Annotated in this window: 1 protein-coding gene; it reads right to left on the reverse strand. The window is 28.6% G+C overall.

Features of this window, described 5'->3' with window-relative positions; translation table 11 throughout:
• Positions 1-27: 27 nt before the first annotated feature.
• Positions 28-606, reverse strand: a complete 579-nt coding sequence (locus FTV38_RS17815; protein ID WP_179995757.1) for an inovirus-type Gp2 protein — start codon at positions 604-606, stop codon at positions 28-30.
• Positions 607-1,158 lie beyond the last annotated feature (552 nt).

The raw sequence follows: 1,158 nt of genomic DNA on the forward strand, positions 1-1,158 counted from the left end.
TTAAATGTTGATTATAGTCGATCATTGTTAGCCTGTTGTTGTTCCAAATGTTTTCTTATATTGTACTTGTTGCTTGTCATCCTGTTTAGCTAGGTATGAAGCTCGATACATACAATCTTTAAATTGTTCTGCATTTTTTAAATTGTGTCCTACTTTACTTCCACCTGAATCAGATAAATATTCTTCCTTTCGTTCATGGAAGTTAAAAGAAACTTTCTTATATTCCTGTTCAATATTTATGGTTACACCATTTAAGTTGAATAGTACCTTTCTTAAAAGGTTAAAGACTGTTAAAGGATTATGTTTATTCTGATCTACTACTAACATCATTTCTAAATGCAATCCTTTGTATTCTGCATATTCAAAGCTATATATAAAGCTGTACCCATCTTTAAATAAGCTCTTAATCTTTCTAGTTAATTTGTTAATATCGAATGAATGGTTATTATCTAGTCCTATTGTATATCTTAAAGCTATAGGTCGATCTATCGTATCCCTAGCATGAGCTAGAGCTAGATAAATCTCTTTCATGTTAGATTGTTTTAATTTATATGCTGTATTGATTGGATAGCCTAAATACTTACTTGTTTTTAAAAGTTTACTCATTAATTAGTTAAAGGGAATATAAGTCTTATTTTGTATTGATATTAGATACATAGAGAAGATATAAGCTAATAGTTAATATGATATTTACTATATAAAGATTGATATATTTATATGTTATACATAGCTATAGATGTAGTAGAGATATATGTATGTTAGATAGTATCTATTACTCTGTTTATCCGAATTGTTTTTGATGTGGCTGAAAGCCTTATGCTGTAAGGGATATAGGCATATTTTGATAGATTTTAGATGGTTTATAAATTATTGATTTATAAAGAAATATAAAAATACCGTTGTCGCTATTGAAACAGTATTAAATAAAATCAATGACTTATAAAATTGATGTACCTGAAGGCTAGTGTTTTATTGTTCTTTTAGTAATGAGAGAGATACTAACACATCATGACAAATTTGTCAAGATTCAATACCTTACAATCAAAATAGACCTGTTTTTATGGTTGTTTGAATACATACACCTACTGAGCCGAAAAGTCGGTTGAGTGGAAATAGTATTAATTCCTAGCACTGAGAGCAGAATTGCGCTGAGCTAAT

The organism is Acinetobacter sp. YH16044 (assembly GCF_013417145.1).
Taxonomy (GTDB): domain Bacteria; phylum Pseudomonadota; class Gammaproteobacteria; order Pseudomonadales; family Moraxellaceae; genus Acinetobacter; species Acinetobacter amyesii.

Bases quoted from the DNA above. Each gene is read 5' to 3' on its own strand.
- FTV38_RS17815 (WP_179995757.1), bottom strand. From the start codon at position 606: ATGAGTAAACTTTTAAAAACAAGTAAGTATTTAGGCTATCCAATCAAT.